This is a genomic window from Streptomyces sp. NPDC043908 (assembly GCF_056435525.1).
This window is the reverse complement of sequence record NZ_JBWKEI010000018.1, coordinates 103,166-126,475: the sequence shown is the minus strand read 5'-3', so window position 1 is coordinate 126,475 and position 23,310 is coordinate 103,166. Positions and strand designations below refer to the sequence as shown.

Annotated in this window: 19 protein-coding genes; 11 read left to right on the top strand and 8 right to left on the bottom strand. The window is 71.2% G+C overall.

Annotated features, from left to right (window positions below; translation table 11 throughout):
* Positions 1 to 132 precede the first annotated feature (132 nt).
* The 4 genes from AC069K_RS31410 (at position 133) to AC069K_RS31395 (ending at position 5,511) form a co-directional block, all read left to right on the top strand.
* A complete protein-coding gene (locus AC069K_RS31410; protein ID WP_358832540.1) occupies positions 133 to 261 on the top strand; it encodes a DUF6408 family protein in 129 nt (42 codons plus the stop codon).
* Between the two features lie 163 nt (positions 262 to 424).
* Positions 425 to 2,482 (top strand): DUF2075 domain-containing protein, encoded by a 2,058-nt coding sequence (locus AC069K_RS31405; protein ID WP_478621926.1) that lies wholly within the window; start codon positions 425 to 427, stop codon positions 2,480 to 2,482.
* A gap of 110 nt (positions 2,483 to 2,592) precedes the next feature.
* Positions 2,593 to 4,473 carry a DNA/RNA helicase domain-containing protein gene (locus tag AC069K_RS31400; protein WP_478621924.1) on the top strand — a complete coding sequence of 627 codons (1,881 nt, stop codon included), beginning with the start codon at positions 2,593 to 2,595 and terminating at the stop codon, positions 4,471 to 4,473.
* Between the two features lie 456 nt (positions 4,474 to 4,929).
* Complete coding sequence (locus AC069K_RS31395; protein ID WP_478621923.1) at positions 4,930 to 5,511, top strand: Uma2 family endonuclease; 582 nt, start codon at positions 4,930 to 4,932, stop codon at positions 5,509 to 5,511.
* Positions 5,512 to 5,632: 121 nt separating this feature from the next.
* On the opposite strand, the gene ychF is transcribed toward AC069K_RS31395, so the two are convergent.
* Entirely contained in the window at positions 5,633 to 6,721 is a 1,089-nt protein-coding gene (gene ychF, locus AC069K_RS31390) for a redox-regulated ATPase YchF (protein WP_358832525.1), read from the bottom strand.
* Positions 6,722 to 6,970: 249 nt separating this feature from the next.
* Here ychF and AC069K_RS31385 point away from each other — a divergent pair, with 249 nt between their 5' ends.
* Positions 6,971 to 7,585 carry a DUF6542 domain-containing protein gene (locus AC069K_RS31385; RefSeq protein ID WP_478621920.1) on the top strand — a complete coding sequence of 205 codons (615 nt, stop codon included), beginning with the start codon at positions 6,971 to 6,973 and terminating at the stop codon, positions 7,583 to 7,585.
* A gap of 265 nt (positions 7,586 to 7,850) precedes the next feature.
* Here AC069K_RS31385 and ppgK read toward each other — a convergent pair whose 3' ends face one another.
* Positions 7,851 to 8,591: a polyphosphate--glucose phosphotransferase gene (ppgK, locus tag AC069K_RS31380; RefSeq protein WP_358837240.1), complete on the bottom strand. Its 741-nt coding sequence runs from the start codon at positions 8,589 to 8,591 to the stop codon at positions 7,851 to 7,853.
* A gap of 71 nt (positions 8,592 to 8,662) precedes the next feature.
* On the bottom strand, positions 8,663 to 9,652 hold the full coding sequence (locus AC069K_RS31375) for a 4-hydroxy-3-methylbut-2-enyl diphosphate reductase (RefSeq protein ID WP_365104671.1): 990 nt from the start codon (positions 9,650 to 9,652) through the stop codon (positions 8,663 to 8,665).
* 72 nt (positions 9,653 to 9,724) lie between these two features.
* On the opposite strand from AC069K_RS31375, the gene AC069K_RS31370 reads away from it, so the two are divergent.
* The 4 genes from AC069K_RS31370 (at position 9,725) to AC069K_RS31355 (ending at position 13,881) form a co-directional block, all read left to right on the top strand.
* Positions 9,725 to 11,128 (top strand): APC family permease, encoded by a 1,404-nt coding sequence (locus AC069K_RS31370; RefSeq protein WP_478621918.1) that lies wholly within the window; start codon positions 9,725 to 9,727, stop codon positions 11,126 to 11,128.
* 113 nt (positions 11,129 to 11,241) lie between these two features.
* Positions 11,242 to 12,456, top strand: coding sequence for an exodeoxyribonuclease VII large subunit (xseA, locus tag AC069K_RS31365; protein WP_478621916.1), 1,215 nt, complete (start codon positions 11,242 to 11,244; stop codon positions 12,454 to 12,456).
* Positions 12,457 to 12,547: 91 nt separating this feature from the next.
* Positions 12,548 to 12,781: an exodeoxyribonuclease VII small subunit gene (locus tag AC069K_RS31360; RefSeq protein ID WP_365104842.1), complete on the top strand. Its 234-nt coding sequence runs from the start codon at positions 12,548 to 12,550 to the stop codon at positions 12,779 to 12,781.
* A gap of 509 nt (positions 12,782 to 13,290) precedes the next feature.
* Positions 13,291 to 13,881 (top strand): malonic semialdehyde reductase, encoded by a 591-nt coding sequence (locus AC069K_RS31355; protein WP_358837093.1) that lies wholly within the window; start codon positions 13,291 to 13,293, stop codon positions 13,879 to 13,881.
* 111 nt (positions 13,882 to 13,992) lie between these two features.
* Here the strand turns inward: AC069K_RS31355 and AC069K_RS31350 are convergent, their stop codons facing one another.
* Positions 13,993 to 14,526 (bottom strand): DUF4245 domain-containing protein, encoded by a 534-nt coding sequence (locus tag AC069K_RS31350; RefSeq protein WP_365104664.1) that lies wholly within the window; start codon positions 14,524 to 14,526, stop codon positions 13,993 to 13,995.
* Positions 14,527 to 14,653: 127 nt separating this feature from the next.
* On the opposite strand from AC069K_RS31350, the gene glpX reads away from it, so the two are divergent.
* Complete coding sequence (gene glpX, locus AC069K_RS31345; RefSeq protein ID WP_478621913.1) at positions 14,654 to 15,685, top strand: class II fructose-bisphosphatase; 1,032 nt, start codon at positions 14,654 to 14,656, stop codon at positions 15,683 to 15,685.
* A gap of 138 nt (positions 15,686 to 15,823) precedes the next feature.
* Here glpX and AC069K_RS31340 read toward each other — a convergent pair whose 3' ends face one another.
* Positions 15,824 to 16,180 (bottom strand): WhiB family transcriptional regulator, encoded by a 357-nt coding sequence (locus AC069K_RS31340; protein ID WP_067163559.1) that lies wholly within the window; start codon positions 16,178 to 16,180, stop codon positions 15,824 to 15,826.
* Positions 16,181 to 16,329: 149 nt separating this feature from the next.
* Positions 16,330 to 17,034, bottom strand: coding sequence for a DUF1707 SHOCT-like domain-containing protein (locus tag AC069K_RS31335; protein WP_478621962.1), 705 nt, complete (start codon positions 17,032 to 17,034; stop codon positions 16,330 to 16,332).
* A 206-nt stretch (positions 17,035 to 17,240) separates the two neighbouring features.
* Here AC069K_RS31335 and AC069K_RS31330 point away from each other — a divergent pair, with 206 nt between their 5' ends.
* A complete protein-coding gene (locus tag AC069K_RS31330) occupies positions 17,241 to 18,932 on the top strand; it encodes a fumarate hydratase (protein ID WP_478621911.1) in 1,692 nt (563 codons plus the stop codon).
* A 135-nt stretch (positions 18,933 to 19,067) separates the two neighbouring features.
* On the opposite strand, the gene AC069K_RS31325 is transcribed toward AC069K_RS31330, so the two are convergent.
* Both AC069K_RS31325 and AC069K_RS31320 read right to left on the bottom strand, forming a co-directional pair.
* On the bottom strand, positions 19,068 to 21,707 hold the full coding sequence (locus AC069K_RS31325; RefSeq protein WP_478621909.1) for a GNAT family N-acetyltransferase: 2,640 nt from the start codon (positions 21,705 to 21,707) through the stop codon (positions 19,068 to 19,070).
* An 85-nt stretch (positions 21,708 to 21,792) separates the two neighbouring features.
* A complete protein-coding gene (locus AC069K_RS31320; RefSeq protein ID WP_478621907.1) occupies positions 21,793 to 23,307 on the bottom strand; it encodes a ricin-type beta-trefoil lectin domain protein in 1,515 nt (504 codons plus the stop codon).
* Between the last annotated feature and the right edge of the window lie 3 nt (positions 23,308 to 23,310).

Below are 23,310 nucleotides of genomic sequence, written 5' to 3'. Positions count from 1 at the left end.
TCCCGGAGGATGTACGCGACGCGACCTGCGAAGTCGCAGGCCTTTCGGTTCGGTGACGCGAACCCTTGGTGCGCTCCCGGCGGGAGTCATCCGGCAACCGTCACCGGTCACAACCGAAGGGGACGCATTCGTATGGCTGCAGTCGAGTACACGCCCAAGCGCCGCAACTGGGTCCGTGACGTCCTGGTGGGCATCACGGCGAGCTTCGGCTCGAACCTGATGTGGGCGCTGGCGCAGGCCGTGGTGCACCGCCTCGGCTGAGCCCTGGCGGCGGGCGGGCCTCCGGGGGCCCGCCTCACCCCGCCGCGGCGCGCGTTAACCTACGGACTGTCATTGCGGCCCGACGGGCTTCCGCTCTCCCCCCGGGGAGCCACGAAGGACATGCCCCCACCCGCACGAGTCATCTCGTGCCTGGGGAACCTTCGTGCTCCTGCAACTGTCCGCGGCCGAACTCGGTCGACTCACCGTGGCCCGGGCCGGATCGACGCTCCTCCCGCTCACCGAGCTGCTGATCGACGAGCACGTCCGGATCAAGGGCGGAGAGCCCGGTAAGGGCGATGTGGCGGCCTGGAACAACAGCATCCCGGTGGTGGTCGAGGCTCTGCTGGACCGCGGTCTCGAGGCCGTGGAGGTACAGGTCGAGGTGGACCTGCCGCACACCAACTCCGCGGTGGACCTGGTGCTGTGCGGCGAGCATCCCGGCACCGGGACGGACTCGTACCTCGCGGTCGAGCTGAAGCAGGTGCGGCACGCCACGGTGGACCCCCGCTGCCCGATCGCCGTCGACCTCGGCTTCGGCGACCGGAAGAACAAACTGCATCCGGTACGGCAGGTCCAGCGCTACTGCGAGTACATGATGCGCTATCTGCCCCATCTGCGGCAGGACCCCGACCGGTTGATGGGAGTGGTGCTGCTCCACAACGCGCGTGACGCGCGTGTGGAGGCACTGTTCAATCTGCCCGAGACCGACCACGGGTTCCTCTACACCCTCGACGACATGGACCGGTTCCGCAGAGTTCTCACCTCGAGGTTCACGGCCGCGTCCGGGAAACGGGCCGCCGAGGCACTCCAGCGGGCGCGCCGCGACCCCCTGCTCAAGGTCACCGACGTGGCCCGTCAGCGCTCCGTCGTCGGCGGCGGCCTCACCCTCCTCGACGAGCAGTACGTCGCGGTCGACCGGATCACCCGGCACCTGGAGAAGACAGCACGGTTCACCGACTCGGGCGCGGACCTGTTCTACGACCCCGACACCGATCACGGAGCCGCTCCGGACCGGGGCGCCAAACGCGTCTACATCCTGCGGGGCGGACCCGGCAGCGGGAAGAGCGCCGTGGCCCTGGAGTTGCAGCGAGCGCTCGGGCTCAAGGGCCGCGAGGCCGTGCTGGCCAGCGGCTCCCACGCGTACACGGAGACGTTGCGAGAGATCATGCTCGGTACGGCACGCTCCGGGCGGCTGGCGGACAAGCGCCGCGCGGCCAACCGGCTGTACCGGTACTTCAACAGCTTCAGCGAGACGCCGCCGGACAGCATCGACGTCCTCATCTGTGACGAGGCGCACCGCATGCGGCGCAGCTCGACCCACCGCTGGACGCCGAAGGAACTGCGTGACGACAACCGCCCGCAGGCGACGGAGGTGATCCGGGCGGCCAAGGTTCCGATCTTCCTGCTCGACGACCATCAGTCGATCCGTCCCGACGAGGTGGGCACCGCCGACTACCTCAGGAAGCTCGCCGAGGACGACGGCTGCCTGGTCGAGGTGACGGATCTGGAGGGGACCTTCCGGGCCGGCGGCAGCAAGCGATACCAGCACTGGGTCCGGCAGTTGCTGGGCCTGGACAGTGCCGATCCGGTGCCCTGGAGACCGGACGGACGGATGACGCTCACGGTCGCCGACTCCCCCGAGCAACTGGAGCAGTTCATCCAGGAGCGTGGCCTCGCGGGAGCCACCGCGCGTATCACCGCCGGCTTCTGCTGGCCGTGGAGCAATCCGGACGGGGAACGGCTCGTCGACGACGTGCACATCGGGGATTGGCGCCGACCGTGGAACGTGAAGCCGGAGCACCGGGTTCCGGACGCACCCCGGTCCGACCTGTGGTCGACCGACCGACGCGGCATCGGGCAGATCGGCTGCGTCTACACGGCGCAGACCTTCGAGTACGACTGGAACGGCGTCATCATCGGCCCCGACCTGCTGTTCCGCGACGGCAGGTTCACCGTGGACCGGGCGGCATCGCGCGACCCCGCCTTCCGCGGCCAAGTCGACGACGCGACCGTCGAACGGTGTGTCCGCAACGCCTACCACGTGCTGCTCACCCGCGGCGTCGTCGGCACCGTGGTCTACGCGACGGACCCGGCGACCCACAACGAACTGCGCAGGCTCATCGCGGGCACGATCGGCATGCAGCACTATGACGGCGCCCAGGCGCAGCTCACCGCCGAGGGATCGCAACTGCCACCCGCCTACGGCAGGCGTCACGGGTAACCTTGATCCCGTCGTAGCTGCGGCCCGCCGGGCTTCCGCTCCGCCCGGCGGAGTCACCGAGGACATGCCCCCACCCGCACGAGTTCCTTCGTGCTGCCTGGGGGCATTCCTTGCTGTTCCGCGACTCCGCCGCCGCGGTCGCCGCCGAGTGCCTCTCCGGTGCTCTCTTCTTCCGTCTGACGGAGCAGTTCGTGCACGTGCACGGCCACAAGCCGGGTCCGTCCGAGGTCCGCTCGTGGGAGCGGAGCATTCCCGTCCTGGCGAACGCGCTCAACGACGCGGGACTCGGACAGGTCGAGATGCTGCTGGAGTACGGGCTGCCGCTGAACAGCAAGCGGGCCGACGCCGTGCTCGCCGGGGTGCACCCCAAGACCGGTGTGCCGTCGTACGTCGTGGTGGAGCTGAAACAGTGGAGCAGCGCCGAGCCGGACGACGACGACCCGTCGCTGTGCCGCGTCGACGCGTACGCCCGGGCGGTGTTGAACCCCGTCAACCAAGTGCGCGGTTACTGCGAGTACCTCATCTCCTTCAACGGAGTGCTGGCCGCACACCCGGAACGCGTCAGCGGCGCCGCGTATCTGCACAACGCCACCGAGTTCGGCGTCGGCGGGCTCTTCGAAGCCGAGCAGAACCAGCACGGCCGGCTCTTCATCGGTGCGCGCCGCGGGGAGTTCATCGACTACCTGCGGACGAGGCTGGGGGCCGGGTCCGGCGCGGGGGCCGCCGACGAGCTGATGAGCGGGAAGATCGGCCCGTCCAAGCAGTTGATGGCGGTGGCCGCCCAGGAGGTGCGCGAGCGGGAGCAGTTCGTGCTGCTGGACGAGCAGCAGATCGCCTACCGGGAGGTCCTCAACGCCGTTCGCCGTGCCAAGCGGGCCGACCACAAGGAGGTCGTGATCGTGACCGGCGGCCCCGGGACCGGCAAGAGCGTCATCGCGCTGTCGCTCCTCGGCGAGCTCTACCGGCAGGGCGTCAGCGCGCTCCACGCGACGGGCTCCAGCTCGTTCACGACCACCATGCGCAAGGTCGCGGGTGCCCGGAAGCGCGAGGTGAAGGAGCTCTTCAAGTACTTCAACAGCTTCATGACCGCCGAGCGCAACGCTCTGGACGTCCTGATCTGCGACGAGGCCCACCGTATACGCGAGACCTCGGCCAACCGCTACACCTCGGCGTCGAACCGCACCGGCAGACCGCAGATCGAGGAACTCATCGACGCGGCGCGCGTCCCGGTGTTCCTGTTGGACGAACACCAGGTCGTGCGGCCCGGCGAGATGGGTACGGTCGCGGAGATCGAGGCGGCCGCCGCGAAGAAGGGGATTCGCTGCCAGGTGGTACCCCTGGACAGCCAGTCCCGGTGCGGCGGCAGCGACGCCTATCTTCGGTGGGTGGTGCGGCTGCTCGGGCTCGAACCGGGCGGCCCCGTGATCTGGGAACCGGACGGAAAGATGCGGCTCCTGGTGGCGGACAGTCCGCGGGAGATGGAGGCCTTCCTCGACGAGCGACGCGCGCGGAAGTACAGCGCGCGCATGTCCGCCGGCTACTGCTGGAAGTGGACGAAGAAGGTGCTGCCCGGGCAGGCACTGCCGACCGACGTCGTGGTCGGGGACTGGGCGCGGCCCTGGAACGTCTTCGGCGACCGGGCCGTCGACGGCGCGCCGCCGGCCGCGCTGTGGGCGACCGATCCCGCGGGTTTCGGACAGGTGGGCTGCGTGTACACGGCCCAGGGCTTCGAGTACGACTGGAGCGGCGTCATCATCGGCCCCGACCTGGTGTGGCGCGGCAACCGCTGGATCACCGACCGCACGGCGTCCAAGGACCCCGTCTTCAAGAAGTCGACCCCGGACGCGGACGTGGACCGACTGATCCGCAACACGTACAAGGTCCTGCTGACCCGGGGAATGATCGGAACGGTGGTGTACTCGACCGACGCCGAGACACGAGAGAAACTGCGGGAGCTGGCGGGCGCGGCGTCGAGCCTCCTGCCCGTGTGACCGATGAAAGGGGCCGGCCAGCACGCGGTAACGCGACGACTACGCGGTGAAGCGGAGTGTCGACAAAGAAGCTCTCACCTGCGAAAACGCTCCTACAGAGGGCTCAAGCCAGCAAAGAATCACCACGGGATTATGCCGCCGGCCTCTACTCCGAGATCACCGTCATCGCTCAGCGGCCGCATGGGAATCCCGCTCGCGTTGCGCCTGCTCCGGAAGGGGGCGTTGGCTTGCGCGACTGCTCTCGCCTGACGTCGGTTGTAGACGAGTGCCCAAAACGCGGCCGTCGTCGAGAAGACAAGAGCCGCCACGGAGGTGACCGGTGGTGATCTGGACCGATGAGTCGCTCATGGCCGGATGCTGGGTGGGTGGCTGGTTGTGGGGGTGCGAGGTGCCGAAAATCCTCCGGCCGGGATCGTTGGCTCTCCAGGCTGAGCTGTGGGCCGTTACCGTGAAGCCATGACCGCACTGCCCGACTGGATGCGCCCGCCGCGCGCGGAAGGCTGGTTCGCGGAGGACCTGGACCGCCTCCCGGAAGCGCCGCGCCACACCGAGCTGATCGACGGAGCCCTCGTCTTCATGATGTCGCCCCAGCGCTGGTGGCACGGAGAGATCGTCACCGACCTCACGTTGGCTCTCAGGGCACAGGCGCCAGCGGGTTTCAGGGTCGGCCGGGAGATGACCATCCGCCTCGATGCCCGCAACCGTCCGGAGCCGGACCTCATCGTGACAACCGCGCCGTACGACCCGGATTGCACCTGGTTCGCTCCCGAAGACGTCCAACTGGTCATTGAGGTCGTCTCACCGGAATCCGCCCACCGTGACCGGACAGTCAAGCTTCGCAAGTACGCCGAGGCCGGCATCCGGCACTACTGGTGCATCGAGGACGAGGACACCGTCCCCGCCGTGCACGTCTACGAGCTCGACGGGCCGACCGGCTCGTACGCGCCGGCGGGAATCTTCCGCCACACGCTCCAGCGGCCCCTTCCGTTCGAGATCAGTCTCGATCTCGACAAGCTGGCGACCGGCCAGCCGGGCTGACAGGAGCTTCCAAGTCAGCCCCAGTGGGCACAGGAACGCAAAGGGGGTCGGCCTCATCAGAGACCGACCCCTTCTGAACTGCGCACTGGACGAAATGAGCTAACACGCAGTAGCGAAACAGCTACACGTTGAAGCGGAACTCCACCACATCCCCGTCCTGCATCACGTACTCCTTGCCCTCCATGCGGGCTTTGCCCTTGGCGCGGGCCTCGGCGACCGAGCCCATTTCCACCAGGTCCTCGAAGGAGATGACTTCCGCCTTGATGAAGCCCTTCTGGAAGTCGGTGTGGATGACACCGGCCGCCTCGGGGGCCGTGGCGCCCTTCTTGATGGTCCAGGCGCGGGCTTCCTTGGGGCCGGCCGTCAGGTACGTCTGGAGGCCGAGGGTGTCGAAGCCGACGCGGGCCAGCGTGGCCAGGCCCGGCTCCTCGGCGCCGACGGACTGGAGCAGCTCCAGCGCGTCCGCCTCGTCGAGCTCCGCGAGGTCCTGCTCCAGCTTGGCGTTGAGGAAGATCGCCTCGGCGGGGGCCACCAGGGCGCGCTGGTCGGCCTTGAAGGCGTCGTCGGTCAGCTCGTCCTCGTCGACGTTGAAGACGTAGAGGAAGGGCTTCGCCGTGAGGAGGTGCAGGTCGTGGAGGAGTTCCGCCTTCTCCGAGCCCTGGACGATCCCGGCCGAGAACAGCGTGTCGCCCTTCTCCAGGATCTCCTTCGCCGCCTCGACCGCCGCCACCTTGGGGGCGACGTCCTTCTTGATCCGGGACTCCTTCTGGAGGCGCGGCAGGACCTTCTCGATGGTCTGGAGGTCGGCGAGGATCAGCTCGGTGTTGATCGTCTCGATGTCGTCCTTCGGGGACACCTTGCCGTCGACGTGGACGACGTTCTCGTCCTTGAAGGCGCGGATGACCTGGCAGATCGCGTCCGACTCGCGGATGTTGGCCAGGAACTTGTTGCCCAGGCCCTCGCCCTCGCTGGCGCCGCGCACGATGCCGGCGATGTCGACGAAGTCGACCGTCGCGGGGAGCACGCGCTGCGAGCTGAAGACCTCGGCGAGCTTGTGGAGGCGGGCGTCCGGGACGCCCACGACGCCGACGTTCGGCTCGATGGTGGCGAACGGGTAGTTGGCCGCCAGTACGTCGTTCTTGGTCAGGGCGTTGAACAGGGTCGACTTGCCGACATTCGGCAGACCGACGATTCCGATCGTGAGCGACACGTTGGCGACTTCCCGGTACGAGGGTGATGGTCCGTCCGCCCCCGGGCCGGGGGCCGACGCCCCCGCGGATGGGGGCCGACTCACCAGTTTACGGGCGCGCCGTGGCGTCGGCGACGGCCCTCGTCGGGTCCGCCCCCGGCTCCCGTCCACCGCCCCGAGGGTCGGTTTCGCGTCGAACGCAACGCCAAGCTCACCCAAAGGGCGTGTCCCACGGGTCGTTCCTCCCCTGTTGCGACCTACGTTGGTGCGGTGGAGCAATACAGGACGCGCACCCCGCAGCCCGGACAGCGAGCACGCACCGCCGGTGGCCCGGCCGCGGGCGCGCCCGGCCGTACCCCCGGCCGGGCCGCCCCGCTCGGACCGCCCGTCCCCGCGGGGGAGGCGGCGGCCGTGTACCGGGTGGCGGCCCGGCCCGCCCCGCCGTTCGTCCTCGCCCTGCGCCGGCTCCCCCAGCCGCGCCTCACGAGCCTAGGCGGCGGGCTCTTCTCCGCCGCCGTGATGTTCCTGCTCGGCTGTCTGGACTGGCTGCTCTTCGACGGCTCGCCCGCCGTGTACGGGCTGCTGTTCCTGCCGGTGAGCGCCGTCACCGCGCTCTGGGTGCGCCCGGCCGACCTGGTCAGCGCCCCGATCAGCGTCCCGATCGCCTTCGCCTTCGGCATCGTGCCCATCGCGGGCGGCTCCGGCGGCGTCGGCGGCCAGGCCATGGCCGTGGTCACCGCCCTCGCCCTGCACGCCGGCTGGCTGTACGGGGGGACGCTGGTGGCGGGTGTGATCGCGAGCGTACGGAAGCTGCGGCTGATGGGGCGGCGGACCCCACGGCCCGCCGCTCCCGGGCCCGGACCCGGTCCCGGCCCTCGCCGGTAGGGCCGCCACCCCGCCGCCCGCTGCCGCCGTCATCCCGGACGACGCCGTGGACCGCCCGCCGGGGCGTGCTGAGGTACTGGGGGCGCTGCAAGCCGCCGGGCGCTGGGACAGGGCGGCAGCAGTAGGGGGACAGGGCAGTAGGCGGACACGGCAGCAGGGGGACACGGCGGTAGGGGGACGGGGCCGCGGGCCATACGGCCGCGCCGCAGCCCTGCGGCCCCGCCGGGCACCATCACGGCGCGCCCCTCACGGGCGCGCCCCCTGGCTACCCCCGCCCCGCCGTCATCGCCGCCCCCACGATCCCCGCGTTGTTCTGCAACTCCGCCGGGACGATCTCCGCCCGGATCCCCTCGATCAGCGGCAGGAACTTCTCCGCCTTGCGGCTCACCCCGCCGCCGATGATGAAGAGCTCCGGCGAGAACAGCATCTCCACATGGGCCAGGTACTTCTGGACGCGGTGGGCCCAGTGGGACCAGCTCAGGTCCTCGTCCTCCTTGACCTTGGTCGACGCGCGCTTCTCCGCGTCGTGGCCGTGCAGCTCAAGGTGGCCCAGCTCGGTGTTGGGCACGAGGCGGCCGTCGAGGAAGAGGGCGCTGCCGATGCCCGTACCGAACGTCAGCAGGATCACGGTGCCCTTGCGGCCCCGGCCCGCGCCGAAGCTCATCTCGGCCACACCCGCCGCGTCCGCGTCGTTCATCACCGTCACCGGATGGCCGCCCAGACGGTCGGTGAGCAGGCGGGCGCCGTCCACGCCTATCCAGGTCTTGTCGACGTTGGCCGCCGTGCGGATCGTGTTGCCCGTGACGACACCCGGGAAGGTGACGCCGACCGGGCCCGACCAGCCGAACTGGGCGACCACCTCCGCGACGCCCTCCGCCACCGCCTCCGGCGTCGCGGGGTGCGGGGTGAGGACCTTGAACCGCTCCTGGGTCAGGTCGCCGCGCTCCAGGTCCACGGGAGCACCCTTGATCCCGGACCCGCCGATGTCCACTCCGAACACGTTCATGGACCCCACGTTACGGGCGGGCACTGACAGTCACCCACACAACCGCCTGACCAGGGCTGATTCCCGGACAACTAATTCCCGGACAACTCCGCGGCCTCGGCGCGCAGGTCGCGGCGCAGCTCCTTCGGCAGCGAGAACGTGATCGACTCCTCCGCCGCCTTGACGATCTCCACGTCCTCGAAGCCGCGCTGGGCGAGCCACTCCAGGACGCCGTCGACCAGGACCTCGGGGACGGAAGCGCCGGAGGTGAGGCCGACCGTGCTCACGCCCTCCAGCCACGCCTCGTCGATCTCGTCGGCGAAGTCCACCAGGTGGGCGTCGCGCGCGCCGGCGCCCAGGGCGACCTCGACCAGGCGGACCGAGTTCGAGGAGTTCTTGGAGCCGACGACGATGACCAGGTCCGCGTCCTCGCCCATCTGCTTCACCGCGATCTGGCGGTTCTGCGTGGCGTAGCAGATGTCGTCGCTCGGCGGGGAGACCAGCAGGGGGAACTTCTGCTTGAGGGCGTCGACCGTCTCCATGGTCTCGTCGACCGAGAGGGTGGTCTGGGAGAGCCAGACGACCTTCGACTCGTCGCGGACCTCCACGTTCGCCACGTCCTTGGGGCCGTCGACCAGCGTGATGTGGTCGGGGGCCTCGCCGGAGGTGCCGATGACCTCCTCGTGGCCCTCGTGGCCGATCAGGAGGATGTCGTAGTCCTCCTTGGCGAAGCGGACGGCCTCCTTGTGCACCTTGGTGACCAGGGGGCAGGTCGCGTCGATGGTGGCGAGCTTGCGCTCGGCCGCCTCCTCGTGGACGGTCGGCGCCACGCCGTGCGCCGAGAACATGACGATCGAGCCCTCGGGGACCTCCGCCGTCTCCTCGACGAAGATCGCGCCCTTCTTCTCCAGCGTCTGCACGACGTACTTGTTGTGGACGATCTCGTGACGTACGTAGATCGGCGACCCGTACTGCTCCAGGGCCTTCTCGACGGCGATCACGGCGCGGTCCACACCCGCGCAGTAGCCACGGGGTGCTGCGAGCAGGACACGGCGGGCAGGCGTTGCAGTCATGCGGTCCATGGTACGGCCGGGGTCCGACACCCCTGGCCTGCCCGGCGGGCCAAAGATCGTCCGGCCGACGACACTGGCCGCATGGGTGCGCATCTCGAAGAAGGCGCGGAAGGCGCGGAAGGCGCGGAAGGCGGGGCGCGCGGGCCGCGGGCGCCGCGGGACGGCGGGCTGCGGCGCAGCCTGGGCTTCCGTGACCTCGTGGTGTACGGGCTGCTGTTCATCGCCCCCATGGCACCCGTCGGCATCTTCGGCACGCTCGACGCGAAGTCGCACGGGGCGGTGGCCCTGGTCTACGTCGTGTCGACGGTCGCCATGGCGTTCACCGCATCCAGCTACGCCCAGATGGTGCGCGTCGCCCCGCAGGCGGGCTCGGTCTTCGCCTACGCGCGCGCGGGTCTCGGTGAGGGGGCCGGGTTCGTGGCGGGCTGGATGGCGATGCTCGACTACCTGCTGATCCCGGCCGTCGCGTATCTCTTCTCGGGGATCGCGATGCACTCGCTGGTCCCGGAGGTCTCCCGGTGGGTGTGGACCGCGCTGGCCGTGGTGATCACCACCGCGCTCAACCTCTGGGGCGTACGGGCGGCGGCGCGGGTCGGTTTCGCGGTGCTGGCGATGGAGATCGCGGTCCTGCTGGTGTTCGTGGTGGCCGCCTCCGTCGTGCTCGTACGGGACGGGGCGCGGCGCGACTGGCTGTCGCCGCTGGCCGGGGACGCGGGGTTCTCGCTCGCGGCGGTGCTCGGCGCGGTCTCGGTGGCGGTGCTCTCGTATCTGGGCTTCGACGCGATCGCCTCCTTCGCGGAGGAGGTGACGGGGGGCTCCGAGAAGGTCGCGCGCGCGGTGCTGTTCTGTCTGGCGCTGGCGGGCGTGCTGTTCGTGGCCCAGACGTATCTGGCGGCGCTCCTGGAGCCGTCGGGATCGGCGGCGCTGTCGGCCGATCCCGTCCGGCAGGGCTCGGCCTTCTACGACACCGTCGAGGCCTCCGTGGGCACCTGGCTGCACGATCTGGTCGCGGTGAGCAAGGCGATCGGGGCGGCGTTCGCGGCGCTGGCCGGGCAGGCGGCGGCGGGGCGGCTGGTGTTCGCGATGGCGCGCGAGCGGCGGCTGCCGGGAGTCCTGGCGCGTACCGGCTCGGGCGTGCCGCGCGCGGCGCTGCTGGTGGCCGCGGTGGTGACGCTGGTGGCGGCGGTCTGGGCCGCCCGGCGCGACGACGGCATGGACCATCTGGTGTCGGTGGTCGACATGGGCGCGCTGACGGCGTTCCTGCTGCTGCACGCCTCGGTGATCGCCTGGTACGCGGTACGGCGCCGCGGGGGCGCGCCGAACTGGCTGACCCACGCGGTGCTGCCGCTGCTCGGCGCCGCGGTGATCGTGGCGGTGATGTGGGAGGCGACCCGTACGGCGCAGGTGGTCGGCCTGGTGTGGCTGGTGCTGGGGATCGGGGTGCTGATGGTGCAGGGGGCGGAACGTTTCGGCCGGGTGCGCTAGCGCTGCGGGGTGCCGGGCGGCGCGGGCCGGTGGACCTTTCCGGCCGCGGCGGCGGCCGGGCGCCGGCCGCGCGTTCGGGGTGGGGTGTCAGTGGGGGCCGTTAGCCTGCGTGCATGGGTCTGAATACGAGTGCTCAGGCGCCGCTGCCGGTCGGTGAGGTGTCGCGGCTCATCGGCGGCTGGATCGACCGGCTGGGGGCGGTGTGGGTCGAGGGGCAGATCACCCAGCTCTCGCGGCGGCCGGGCGCGGGGGTGGTGTTCCTGACCCTGCGCGACCCGTCGCACGACATCTCGGTGTCGGTCACCTGCTACCGGCAGGTGTTCGACGCGGTGGCGGACGTGGTCGCCGAGGGCGCCCGGGTCGTGGTCCACGCGAAGCCGGAGTGGTACGCGCCGAGGGGCCAGCTGTCGCTGCGGGCCGCGGAGATACGGCCCGTCGGCATCGGTGAGCTGCTCGCCCGTCTGGAGCAGTTGAAGAAGTCGCTCGCGGCGGAGGGGCTCTTCGCGCTCGACCGCAAGAAGCCGCTGCCCTTCCTGCCACAGCTGGTCGGGCTGGTGGTCGGCCGCGCCTCGGCCGCCGAGCGGGACGTGCTGGAGAACGCGCGGCGGCGCTGGCCCGCGGTGCGCTTCGAGGTGCGCAACGTGGCGGTGCAGGGGGTGCACGCGGTGCCGCAGGTCGTCGAGGCGGTGCGGGAGCTGGACGGCCTCCCGGAGGTCGACGTGATCATCGTGGCGCGGGGCGGCGGCAGCGTCGAGGACCTGCTGCCGTTCTCCGACGAGCAGTTGGTGCGGGCGGTGGCCGCGTGCCGTACGCCGGTGGTCTCGGCGATCGGGCACGAGCCGGACGCGCCGCTGCTCGACCTCGTCGCGGATCTGCGGGCGTCGACCCCGACGGACGCGGCGAAGAAGGTCGTCCCCGACGTCGGGGAGGAGCTGGACCGGGTCAGGATGCTGCGGGACCGGGCGCGCCGCCATGTCGTCGGCCTCGTCGACCGGGAGGAGCGGGGTCTTGCCGGGATGCTCGGCCGCCCCTGGATGGACCGGCCGCACCGGATGGTGGAGGACCGGGCGGACGAGGTGGACGCGCTGGTGAACCGCTCGCGCCGGGTCGTGGGCCATCTGCTGGACCGCGCCGACTCCGAGCTCGCCCACACCCGCGCGCGCGTGGTCGCGCTGTCGCCGGCGGCGACGCTGGAGCGGGGGTACGCGGTGCTCCAGCGGGCGGACGGGGCGGTGGTGCGGGCCCCGGGGGAGGTCGCCGGGGGCGAGGAGTTGCGGGCCAGGGTGGCCGAGGGGGAGTTCACGGTTGTCGTCGGTACGGATGCGTAGGGTAACGGATATGGCAGCGAAGGTTGGTTCGGGTGGGGGCGGCGGAGAGGGTGCGGGCTCGGGTGCGGGGCCGGGCTCGGGCTCGGGCTCCGTGGAGGCTGGGGCCGCAGGGCCGGCCGGGGCGTCGGCCTCGTCCGAGTCGCTCGGGTACGAGCAGGCTCGGGACGAGCTGATCGACGTCGTACGGCGGTTGGAGGCCGGGGGGACGACCCTGGAGGAGTCGCTGGCTCTGTGGGAGCGGGGGGAGGTGCTGGCGAAGGTGTGCCGGCGGTGGTTGGAGGGGGCTCGGGCTCGGTTGGATGCGGCGCTGGAGGCTGAGGGGTGAGGTGCCCCTCCCCGCCCCTTCCCTAAACCCTCCGGGGGCGGGGTGGGGGTGGGTTGGTTGTTTTCCGGGGGCTACGCCCCCGACCCCCCAGCGGGGCCTGCGGCCCCTGCACCCCGCTGGGCCCCGACCTGCGGGCCGTCGTGGGCTGATCGCGCAGTTCCCCGCGCCCCTAAAAGCCGGGCCTGCGGCCCGCCCCTCAGACGACACAGCACCCGCAACCCCCAAGGGGCGCGGGGGAACTGCGCGGGCAACTCACAACCGACCCGCAGACGAAGACCGGGCCCCAAAGGGGCGCGGGGAACTGCGCGGCCAGCCAGCGACGGCCCGCAGACGGAGACCCGCCCCATCCCACCCCCCCCCACCCCCACCAACCTGGCCGAAAACCGCCCCCCCTGTGAGCCCAATCACCCCACCCCCCACTTAGTTGAAACTTAACCTATCTCCGTCGTACGGTGGCATCACCGCTTGATCCCCACAAGTGGAATCCCCGTAAGTCCGGAAGGTTCGTTATGTCTCTCGTCCTTGACCCCGCCGCCCAGGACCTCCTCTTCCGTGAGGCCCGTACCGCCAACACGTTCACCGAGGAGCCGGTGAGCGAGGAGCAGGTGCAGGCGATCTACGACCTGGTCAAGTTCGGGCCCACCGCCTTCAACCAGACGCCGCTGCGCATCGTGCTGGTGCGTTCCGCCGAGGCGCGGGAGCGGCTGGTGGCGCACATGTCCGAGGGCAACCGGGCCAAGACCGCGACCGCCCCGCTGGTCGCCATCCTCGCCGCCGACAACGAGTTCCACGAGGAGCTGCCGAAGCTGTTCCCGGCCTTCCCGCAGGCCGCCGACGTGTTCTACAGCGAGCGCCCGGCCCGCGAGAACGCCGCCGGTCTGAACGCCGCGCTCCAGGCCGCGTACTTCATCCTCGGCGTCCGCGCCGCCGGGCTCGCCGCCGGCCCGATGACCGGCTTCGACCCCGCCGGGCTCCAGAAGGAGTTCCTGGACGGCGACCACACCCCGCTGATGGTCGTCAACATCGGCAAGCCGGGCGAGGGCGCCTCGTACCCGCGCAGCCCGCGCCTGGCGTACGACGAGGTCGTCACCACCGTCTGAGGCCGGGACGACGCAGGCGAAAGGCCGCCGCATCCCCCGCTCGGGGTGCGGCGGCCTTTCGCCGTACTGGGGCCCCAGGGCCCGGGGGTCAGGGCCCTGGGGCCGTCGGGCCTAGGCCTTCTTCAGCTCCAGCGCCGCCGCCATCCGCTCCAGCTGGGCGAAGCCCGCCGTGCCGGTCACCACGGTCGTGGAGCCCTTGTCCTCGCGGACGAGCGCGTCGTACTTGGGGCCCTCCCAGCGGCGCCAGGTCGCGCCCGCGATCTGCTGGGTGTGCTCGGTCTTCGCCGCCTTCTTGGCGACGGACTTCACGAACTTGTCGTGGTCGGGCGCCGAGGACTGCTCGATCGCCACGTACTCCTTGTCCGGGTCCAGGAAGCCCAGGTGCCAGGCGTTGTCGGCCTGGCCGTCGTAGGTGACCGAGGTCGCCTTCCACTTGTCCTGGTCGGGCAGCCCGACCGGCGCCGCCACCGGATACGGCGCGGCGCGCCGGACCGTCAGGAGCTCGACCCGGTAGTCGACCGCCTTGACCGGATCCTTCTTCCCGTCGTGCGGGACGAACATGTAGATCACAGCCACGGCGATACCGATCACCGCCAACGACTGCAGCATGTTCCGCACACTCTGCTTGCCACGTGTTCCTGCCACTCACCCATGGTCTCAGGTCGTATCGCTGCTCATACGTGGCCCCCACTGCTCATTTTGTCGACGTGACGATAGAGTCCAGGCACCCTCTTTTTTTCCCGGCCGTCGCCGTACAGAAAGGTGCGCTCCGATGACCGAGCACAACTTGCCGCCCCAACTCGAGGTCTCGCCCGAGGCTCCCGACCGCAACCTCGCCCTGGAACTGGTCCGGGTCACCGAGGCCGCCGCCATGGCCGCCGGCCGCTGGGTCGGGCGCGGCGACAAGATCGGCGCCGACGGCGCCGCGGTCAACGCCATGCGCACCCTCGTCTCCACCGTCTCCATGAACGGCGTCGTCGTCATCGGGGAAGGCGAGAAGGACGAGGCCCCGATGCTCTACAACGGCGAGCGGATCGGCGACGGCACCGGCCCCGAGGTCGACATCGCCGTCGACCCGATCGACGGCACCACCCTGAACGCCAAGGGCATGCCGAACGCCATCGCCGTCCTGGCCGCCGCCGACCGCGGCACCATGTTCGACCCGTCGGCCGTCTTCTACATGGACAAGCTGGTCACCGGCCCCGAGGCCGCCGACTTCGTCGACATCAACGCCCCCGTCTCGGTGAACATCCGCCGCGTCGCCAAGGCCAAGAACTCCTCGCCCGAGGACGTCACCGTCGTCATCCTCGACCGGCCCCGCCACGAGGGCATCGTCAAGGAGATCCGCGAGACGGGCGCCCGCATCAAGTTCATCTCCGACGGCGACGTGGCCGGGTCGATCATGGCCGTGCGCGAGGGCACCGGCGTGGACCTGCTGATGGGCATCGGCGGCACGCCCGAGGGCATCATCTCCGCCTGCGCCATCAAGTGCCTCGGCGGCACGATCCAGGGCAAGCTCTGGCCCAAGGACGAGGCCGAGCGCCGGCGGGCGCTGGACGCCGGGCACGACCTCGACCGGGTGCTGTCGACCAACGACCTCGTCTCCGGCGACAACGTCTTCTTCGTCGCCACCGGCATCACCGACGGCGAGCTGCTGCGCGGCGTGCGCTACCGCGCCGAGACCGCCACCACCCAGTCGCTGGTCATGCGCTCGAAGTCCGGCACGATCCGCCAGATCGACTCCACCCACCGCCTCTCGAAGCTGCGCGCCTACAGCCAGATCGACTTCGACCGGGCGAAGTGACGCAGAGGTAGCGGCGCAGGGGCGCCGAAGCCCCGGGCCGGGCCCTCGGTCCGGCCGGGGGCTTCGGGTCTCCTACGTACGTGAAGGGGCGCTCCCGTTGTGCGGACGGGGGCGCCCCTTCGCGTACGTACGCGCGCGTCAGGCGGCGGACGCCGCCTTCTTCAGCTCGACCTCGCGCCGGCGCCGCCGGGCCAGCACCACACGCCGCTCGGCCGCCGTCAGACCGCCCCACACCCCGTACGGCTCGGGCATCAGCAGGGCGTGTTCACGGCACTCGACCATGACCGGGCAGCGGGCGCAGACCCGCTTGGCGGCCTCCTCGCGCGACAGGCGCGCGGCCGTCGGTTCCTTGGAGGGGGCGAAGAACAGCCCCGCCTCGTCCCGGCGGCAGACCGCCTCCGTGTGCCACGGGCCCGCCTGGTCCTCCCGAGCGGGGCCGCGCTGCGGCGGGACGGCGACGGCGACCTGCAGGGACTGATGCGGCGGATGCAGCACGGCCAACTCCTGACGACGGCTGACGACGGCTTCGCGAGCGAGCGACGATGCGACAGTCCCTACCCGCTGTACGCGTGCCTATGCACTGAGTTCCGATGTCCGGAAGTGCGAACGCGCGCCGTTGACCGGAAGTGTGCGGACGTGACGCCTCAGGAGCCGAGGTGTTTGCGCAGGCGGCCGTGGAGGTCGGCGATCCGCTTGCCGCGCTTCGGCTTCGCCTCGATGTTGCCGAATACCGAGTATCCGTTGACGACGACCACGGGCGCCTCGGGGTGCTCGGCCTCCAGGGTGTCCACTTCGAAGTTGCCGAAAACGCCGGTCCCGCTGCCGCGCAGGGTCAGGTTCTCGGGGACGCGGACCTCCACGTTGCCGAAGATCGAGGTGGCGTTGATGACGGAAAGCCGCTGTTCGAAGTAGGCCTCGGTGAGATCGATCTCGACGCTGCCGAAGAGCGCGAAGGCGTTGGTGCGGCGGCCGACGCGCCAGCGGCCCTTGCGGGTCGAGCTGGAGAAGACGGCGACCAGGTTCTCGGCGGCGACGGGTCCGGCGGGCTCGTCCGGGGCGTGTGCGGTCGCGTACGCGGGCGCGGATGAGGCGGTGGCGGGCGCGCCGAAGCGGTGCGCGCCGCCGGCGGCCGCCGGGAGGTCCCGTACGAGCGGCTCCAGTTCGCCGACCGTCTTCGCGCGGTAGACGCCGTCGATGCGCTCGGCGTGCTCCTCCGCGTCCAGCCGGCCCTCCGCGAGCGCCTCGCGCAGGATGTCGGCGGCCCGGTCGCGGTCGGCGTCGGAGGCGCGCAGGAGCGCGGCCTCCGTCGGCTTCGGGGGCTGCTGCTCGGCGTGCTTCTCCAGGTCCACGGAATCGTCCACGCGGCCAGCGTACCCAAACGCGATAGATCGCGACTAGGGGTTCGCGACAGTCGGCGCGTCCGTCACGCGCGCGCCACCCCCGCCGCGACTGAGCCCTACCTCACAGAATCGGCGCGGTGGCGGCGGCATACGCTTGAGGGCGCTGTGCCAATGGAGGTCAGCCGCTGTCTGCCGAGTGAGGAATGGCCGTACACATGTCCCCCGTCTCCCGCCCTCCCAGCCCTGCGTTCGCGTACTCCGATCTGCTCCCCCTGGGAGAGGACAACACGCCCTACCGCCTGGTGACCGCCGAAGGTGTCTCCACCTTCGAGGCCGACGGCCGTACGTTCCTCAAGGTCGAGCCGGAGGCGCTGCGCAAGCTGGCCGCCGAGGCGATCCACGACATCCAGCACTATCTGCGCCCGGCCCACCTGGCCCAGCTGCGCCGGATCGTCGACGACCCCGAGGCGTCCGGCAACGACAAGTTCGTGGCGCTCGACCTGCTGAAGAACGCCAACATCGCGGCGGCGGGCGTGCTGCCGATGTGCCAGGACACCGGCACGGCGATCGTCATGGGCAAGCGCGGGCAGAACGTGCTGACCGAGGGCGGCGACGAGGAAGCCCTCTCGCGCGGCATCTTCGACGCGTACACCCAGCTCAACCTGCGGTACTCGCAGATGGCTCCGCTCACCATGTGGGAGGAGAAGAACACCGGCTCGAACCTGCCCGCGCAGATCGAGCTGTACGCGACGGACGGCGGCGCCTACAAGTTCCTCTTCATGGCGAAGGGCGGCGGCTCGGCCAACAAGTCGTTCCTCTACCAGGAGACGAAGGCGGTCCTGAACGAGGCCTCCATGATGAAGTTCCTGGAGGAGAAGATCCGCTCGCTCGGTACGGCGGCCTGCCCGCCCTACCACCTGGCGATCGTGGTCGGCGGCACCAGCGCCGAGTTCGCGCTGAAGACCGCGAAGTACGCTTCCGCGCACTACCTCGACGAGCTGCCGACCGAGGGCTCGGCGACCGGGCACGGCTTCCGTGACACGGAGCTGGAGGAGAAGGTCTTCGAGCTGACGCAGAAGATCGGGATCGGGGCGCAGTTCGGCGGCAAGTACTTCTGCCACGACGTGCGCGTGGTGCGGCTGCCCCGGCACGGCGCCTCGCTGCCGGTCGCGATCGCCGTGTCCTGCTCGGCGGACCGCCAGGCGGTCGCGAAGATCACGGCCGAGGGCGTGTTCCTGGAGGAGCTGGAGAAGGACCCGGCGCGGTTCCTGCCGGACACGACGGACGACCACCTCGACGAGTCCTCCGACGTGGTGCGCATCGACCTCAACCAGCCGATGGACGACATCCTCGCCGAGCTCACCAAGTACCCGGTCAAGACCCGGCTCTCGCTGACCGGTCCGCTGGTCGTGGCGCGCGACATCGCGCACGCCAAGATCAAGGAGCGGCTGGACGCGGGGGAGGAGATGCCGCAGTACCTCAAGGACCACCCGGTGTACTACGCCGGTCCGGCCAAGACGCCGGAGGGGTACGCGTCGGGGTCCTTCGGGCCGACGACGGCCGGGCGCATGGACTCGTACGTGGAGCAGTTCCAGGCGGCGGGCGGGTCCAAGGTGATGCTGGCGAAGGGGAACCGGTCGGCGCAGGTCACTCGGGCGTGTGAGGCGCACGGGGGGTTCTACCTGGGGTCGATCGGGGGGCCGGCCGCGCGGCTCGCGCAGGACTGCATCAAGAAGGTCGAGGTCGTCGAGTACGAGGAGCTGGGGATGGAGGCGGTGTGGCGGATCGAGGTGGAGGATTTCCCGGCGTTCATCGTGGTCGATGACAAGGGGAACGATTTCTTCCAGGCTCCGGCTGAGGCGCCTACGTTCTTGAACATTCCGGTACGGGGTGTGGCGCAGCCGTAAGGGGTTTTTCGGGGTCTCCCGGGGGGCTGCGCCCCCCGGGCCCCCGGGCGGGGGTCCGGAGTCCGTCTGCGGACCGTGTGTGGCTGGTCGCGCAGTTCCACGCGCCCCTGGGCAGTCAGGGGCGCGGCCCGCGGTTCAGGGGCGGGGTGGCGTCGAAGGCCTCTCCAGGAACGCCAGGCGGGCCCTTTTTTCTGGTTTTTGCACTTCCTCCCCCAGCACGAACCCCGCCCGCACCATCCGCGCGATCGACTTCTCGTTCCGGACGTCCGGTTCCACCACGATCCGCCGGTGGGACGGGTCGGAGAGGACGTAGCGGATCAGGGAGCTCATCAGCGTCCCCGTGAAGCCGGGGCGCCCGGGGCCCGGTGCGGGGGCCAGCAGGATGTGGACGCCCACGTCGCCGGGGCGCACCTCGTAGCACTCCCCCAGCGGGTCCGCCCCGGGCTCGTACGTCTGGAACAGCCCCACGGGCTCGTCGTCCAGGAGGAGGAGGAAGGCGTGGTGCGTGGGGAGGGAGTCCACGTACGCGTAGGTCTCCTCCACGTACGCGCGGTCCGCGTCCAGCATCCCCCAGAAGCGCGCCCGCTCCTCGGTGACCCAGGAGTGGATCAGCTCCGCGTCGCCGGAGGGGTCCAGCCGGCGCAGCCGGACCGTTCCGAAGTCCGGGATCTTCTCCTCGTAGACCTCAGCGCCCTCCGCCGTCCGCCCGGGAATCCGCTCGTCCATACGCTCCGTCACCGTCCGCTCTCTTCTCAGCTCGCTCCAACGCGTCTCCACCCGCGCCGACTCCCCCGCCGTCCACAGCCGCGTCTGGTCGCGGTGGTGCGGGCTGCCGGGGGTGCCCGAGGCACCGAACGGGACGACCCACAGGCTGTTCTGACGGTCTGCCAGGTCCCAGACGTATCGTGCCGCCGGGCCGCGGGCGCTGTGGTGGGTCACGCCTGGGACGCTGCTGGTCGACAGGACGCAGTCGTGGTCGCCCGCCAGGCCCGGCCACTCCTCGCGGGTCGGCACCGCCTGCCACGGCGCGAGCCGGTGCGCCTCGGCCCAGGGGCCGAACTCCGCGCCCCCGGCCGCCACTTCCTCCAGCGCCACCCTGACGAGGTGCGGTCTGTCCAGCTCCGGCAGCATCGGTGTGGTCAGGATCGTCTCCAGTGCGAACGCGATCCTCGGTGTCAGCGCCAGCCAGGGCAGGAACAGGTCGGGCAGCGGCGGGAGTTCGGCGAGGTCCGCGAAGCAGGGGTGGGCGGCCAGCGCCCGTACCAGCCGGTCCCGTACCGCCGCGTACGCCGTCGCGTCCGTCGAGTCCGCGTCCATCCGGCGGTTCCAGGCGCCCAGGCGGTCCCGGAGCGCCGCCGCCCCGGGGGTGAGGTCCTCCAGGGACGCGAGGAGCTTCAGCAGCGGGCGCGCCGACGCCAGGTGGGTGTCCATGTGGAGGGAGGACATCTCCCCGGGCGTCCAGGAGCGGGAGCCGGCGAGCAGTGCCGCGATGCGCTCCGCGCGGTACGGGGGCGCGAACTCCACGCCCAGCGGCGCCGCCAGGCCCCGCTCGTTGGCCATCACCGCCGTCCCGTGCACCTCCGCGCGCGGCATGGGGGCCCAGCCCGTCCAGGCGTGGTCCGCCTCCCAGGCCGGTACGACCCGTACGCGGTTGGTCGCGTGCCGCACCGGTACGCGGCCCGCCACCCGGTGCAGCCGGCCGCCCGTGGTGTCGGCGGCCTGGACCACGTTGACGGGCTCGACCCAGTCGTCGAAGGCGCGGTCGACGTCGTCGGCGGTACGGGCGCGCAGCAGCGCCGGGAGCGCGGCGAAGCCGAGGGCGGCGGTGACGCGGGGCGGGTGGCGCAGGCTGATGGCGTCGGGCGCGTCGGGGCCGCCGATGATCACCGGGCCCCGGTCCGTCTCGATGACCTCGACCGTCACCGGGGCCGCCCCCGCCACCTCCACCGTCTCGGTGTGGACGGCGGCGGGGGCCCAGCCGTCGGGGCCGAACGCGGCCACGCCCGTACCGTCGCGCCGCAGGCGTTCGCGGTAGAGGTCCTGGTAGTCGGCCATGGCGTTGGTGATGGCCCAGGCGACCGAGCCGGTGTGGCCGAAGTGGGCGATGCCGGGGACGCCGGGGACGGCGAGGCCCACGACGTCGAACTCGGGGCAGGCGAGGCGGATCTGCTGGTAGACGCCCGGGTCCTCGATGAAGCGGTGCGGGTCGCCGGCGAGGATCGCGGCGCCGGACGCGGTGTGCTCGCCGGTGATCAGCCAGCCGTTGGAGCCGGCGGTGCCGGGGCCGTCGGTGGCGAACAGCTCCACCGCGCCGGGGCCGAGGGCGGCGACCGCCCGCTCGCGCCAGAGCTTGGTGGGGAAGCCCGCGAAGAGGATGTGGGTGGAGAGCCAGACGCCGAGCGGGGTCCACGGCTCCCAGCGGCCGGGGGTCAGGCCTGTCGCGGCGAAGCCGGGTTGCGCGGCGGCGCCCTCGGCGAGTCCGTCGTTGACGCCCTCCGTGTACGCCGTGACCCAGTCGGCCGTCTCCGCGTCCAGCGCCGCGAAGCAGCGCCGGGCGGTGTCGGCCAGGCGGGCGCGGCGGGCGAAGACGTCCCAGCCGGCCGCGTCGGGGCCGAGGAAGGCGGCGGTGGTGCCCTGCACCCGGTGCCGTTCGACCTCCAGCTGCCAGGCCCGGTCGACGGCGGTGACCCGGCCCTGGGCGTACGCCAGCGCGCGGGGGCCGTCCGCCCGTAGATGCGGGACGCCCCAGCTGTCGCGATAGACCTCGGCGTTCACGCCCGATCCCCTCCCTGTAAGTTAGGACAGCCTAACCTAAAGGGAGGGGCCGGTGATGTGGAGGGCGGTCGTGCCCCGGGAGCCGTTACGCGAAGCGCTGCGCCGGGGAGCCGTCGCACGGGCGCAGCGTCAGCGGGTCCCTGGCCGCCGCCAGCGTGGCGCACAGCCCGGTGGCCGCCGCCGGGCGCAGGGTGGAGCCGTCCCGGACGAACTCCTGGTTGGCGCCGCCGTGGCAGTTCCAGATGATCAGTTTTGCCCCGGCCGTGTAGGCCGCGCCCGGCACGTCCAGGCAGCGGTCCTGGGTGAGCTGGGTGTGCAGCGACCTGCGCGCGCCGTCGTACCACCAGCCCTGGTTGCGGCCGCCGTGGCAGTCCCAGCCGAGCACGGCCGTGTTGTCGGCGCTGCTCGCGCCGCTCACGTCCAGGCAGCTGCCGGTCGCCGCGTTCGTCAGCGGCCGGTAGGCGTCGTCCCAGGCGAGCGGGTAGAGGACCGGAGAGCCGGTGGAGGCGGGGTCGGCGCAGCTCGCCTCGCGCACGTCCGCGTCGTAGATCTGGGTGAGGCAGGAGGCGAAGGCGCCGTGGCCGCGGTAGTTGGGGTGGAAGGACTGGCGGACCGAGTTGGAGTCCGGCAGGCCGGGCTTGGAGAGGTCGATGTAGAGGCCGCGCGCCCAGGTGTCCTCCATGCACACCTCGTGGCCGTGGAAGAGGCGCGAGTTGTCGAGGTAGACGGCGCCGGTGTCGGCGGCCGCCCTGCGCATCCCGCGTTCGAAGGCGGGTACCGCGGTGTCACGGCCCCAGACGGTGTCGGAGTCGTAGCCGAGGCCGCCGCAGACGAGCTTGCCGGGGAAGTTCGGGTTGTCGTGGAAGTCGGGGCCGATCGGGCTCGGGTAGCCCATCACGACCAGCTTGTAGTCGCCGTCGGCGTACCCGGCGTCGCGCATCACGGTCTTCAGGTCGGTGACCGTCTGCTCGACCTTGGGCACGAGCGCGTCGACCCGCGCCTGCCAGCCCGGCGCGTACTTGGCCGCGCACGGGCCCTGGAGCAGCAGGTACCGCTCCACGCAGTCGGTCATCACCGGGCCGAACTGGAGGTCGTCGTTGGCCCCGACGACCAGCAGCACCATCTTGACGCGGGTGTTGCGGGCCTTGATCGCGAGGCTGTCGCTCTGGACCAGCTCGTCGGCGTACTGCTTGGAGCCGCCCGTCCGGATGTTGCCGGTGTACGCGCCGGAACAGGCCACGTTGTACGTCTCGTCGGCGGGGATCCCCGTGCGGTGGATCGCGGCGTCGGGCGCCCGGTGGCACCAGTTGTCGGGGCCGTTGGTGCCGGCCTCGTAGGTGCCGACGCCCTCGCCGGAGATCTCGCTGTCGCCGAGCGAGATCAGCCCGGTCCTGCGCCGGTCCATGGGCCGCTCGGCGGAATCCCCGTACAGCTTGAGCGCCTCGGCGGCGCGGATCTTCTCCAGCTCGGGCGGAAGGGGGGTGGACTGTACCGTCGCGGCGGGTGCCGCCGCGGCCGTCGCCGTCATGCCGCCGAACGCGGCCGCCGCGACCGCGGCGGCGGCGAACGTGCGGCGGAGTCTGTGCCTGGTGCGCCTCATTGC

Coding starts and splice junctions, on each gene's coding strand:
- AC069K_RS31410 (WP_358832540.1), top strand. CDS start 133: ATGGCTGCAGTCGAGTACACGCCCAAGCGCCGCAACTGGGTCCGTGAC.
- AC069K_RS31395 (WP_478621923.1), top strand. CDS start 4,930: ATGACCGCACTGCCCGACTGGATGCGCCCGCCGCGCGCGGAAGGCTGG.
- ppgK (WP_358837240.1), bottom strand. CDS start 8,591: ATGAACGTGTTCGGAGTGGACATCGGCGGGTCCGGGATCAAGGGTGCT.
- AC069K_RS31375 (WP_365104671.1), bottom strand. CDS start 9,652: ATGGACCGCATGACTGCAACGCCTGCCCGCCGTGTCCTGCTCGCAGCA.
- AC069K_RS31370 (WP_478621918.1), top strand. CDS start 9,725: ATGGGTGCGCATCTCGAAGAAGGCGCGGAAGGCGCGGAAGGCGCGGAA.
- xseA (WP_478621916.1), top strand. CDS start 11,242: ATGGGTCTGAATACGAGTGCTCAGGCGCCGCTGCCGGTCGGTGAGGTG.
- AC069K_RS31355 (WP_358837093.1), top strand. CDS start 13,291: ATGTCTCTCGTCCTTGACCCCGCCGCCCAGGACCTCCTCTTCCGTGAG.
- glpX (WP_478621913.1), top strand. CDS start 14,654: ATGACCGAGCACAACTTGCCGCCCCAACTCGAGGTCTCGCCCGAGGCT.
- AC069K_RS31330 (WP_478621911.1), top strand. CDS start 17,241: ATGTCCCCCGTCTCCCGCCCTCCCAGCCCTGCGTTCGCGTACTCCGAT.
- AC069K_RS31320 (WP_478621907.1), bottom strand. CDS start 23,307: ATGAGGCGCACCAGGCACAGACTCCGCCGCACGTTCGCCGCCGCCGCG.